Annotated in this window: 1 protein-coding gene; it reads left to right on the top strand. The window is 65.2% G+C overall.

The genetic code is table 11. The features are described 5' to 3' along the window. Positions 1–72 precede the first annotated feature (72 nt). Positions 73–1,313, top strand: a protein-coding gene (locus ACFPN9_RS21950; protein WP_377817595.1) for an IS3 family transposase whose coding sequence is annotated in 2 segments (ribosomal slippage) — positions 73–412 and positions 412–1,313 — 1,242 coding nt in all. Because the reading frame shifts where the segments join, the coding sequence is not laid out codon by codon here. Positions 1,314–1,325 lie beyond the last annotated feature (12 nt).

The raw sequence follows: 1,325 nt of genomic DNA, 5'->3' as shown, positions 1-1,325 counted from the left end.
CTGTGAAGCCGCCCCCTAATTGACCGGACACGCCCTCCCACTTCCGTAAGGGGTAGGAGTAATGTCGTGTCCATGACTGGTTCGATATCGAAGAGTGAGGTCCTTTCGGGGCCCGAGCGGCGGCGGCGGTGGGCGCCGGCCGAGAAACTGGCGATCGTCGCTGAGACCTATGAGCCAGGTATGAGCGTGAGCCTGGTGGCGAGACGGCATGGGATCGCGCCCAACCAGTTGTTCTCCTGGCGTCGGCTGGCGAACCAGGGTGCGCTGACGGCGACGCGGGCGGAGGAAGAGGTCGTCCCGGCTTCTGACTACCGCATGCTGCAAAACCAGATCCGCGAACTGCATCGGCTTCTCGGCAAGAAGACGCTCGAGGCCGAGATCCTGAAGGAAGCGCTCGACGCCACCGCTGGCTCAAAAAAACATCTGCTGCGCTCGCTGTCGTGGCCCAAGGACGGTTCGCGATGAAGGCCGTCTGCGAAGTGCTGGGCGTGGCCCGATCGAACATCACCGCTCGTGCAAAGGCCCCTCTCGGCAAGCCTCGTCGGGGGCGGCCTGCTCTGCCTGACGCCGAGATGGTCGTGGCGATCCAGGCCATCGTCGCCGAGATGCCGAGCTATGGCTATCGCCGGGTCTGGGCGCTGCTACGCCGCGCGGCACAAGCGGACGGCCGGCCTGCGCCCAATCACAAGCGGGTCTTCCGCGTCATGAAGGCCCATGGCCTGCTCCTGCAACGCCATGCCGGCGGCGTCGAGGCGCGACGTCACGATGGCCGCATCGCCGTCGATCGATCCAACCTGCGCTGGTGCTCGGACGGCTTCGAGCTCGGCTGCGACAACGGCGAAAAGGTCCGCGTCGCCTTCGCGCTCGACTGCTGCGACCGCGAGGCGATCAGCTTCGTCGCGACGACCGAGGGCATCAAGGGCGAGGATGTCCGCGACCTCATGACGGTGGCGGTCGAGGCCCGCTTCGGCCAGGTCAATCGTCTGCCCGGCGTGATCGAATGGCTGACCGACAACGGCTCGGGCTACATCGCCGGCGAGACCCGGCGCTTTGCTCGCGAGATCGGCTTCGAACCGCTGACCACTCCGGTCCAGAGCCCGCAATCCAACGGCATGGCCGAGGCCTTCGTTCGCACCATCAAACGCGACTACGCCAGGGTCAATCCGATGCCGAATGCCGAGATCGTCATGCGTCAGCTACCGGCATGGTTCGATCACTATAACCGGCTTCACCCGCACAAGGCGCTGGGATACCGTTCACCGCGAGAGTTCATCGCTGACCGTTCAACCGCGGAGGACGTGTCCGGTCTTTGAGGGGCAACAACA

Source organism: Allobosea massiliensis (genome assembly GCF_042655245.1).
Classification (GTDB): domain Bacteria; phylum Pseudomonadota; class Alphaproteobacteria; order Rhizobiales; family Beijerinckiaceae; genus Allobosea; species Allobosea massiliensis.
The sequence above is the reverse complement of the archived record's forward strand: the minus strand, read 5'-3'. Positions and strand labels throughout refer to the sequence as shown.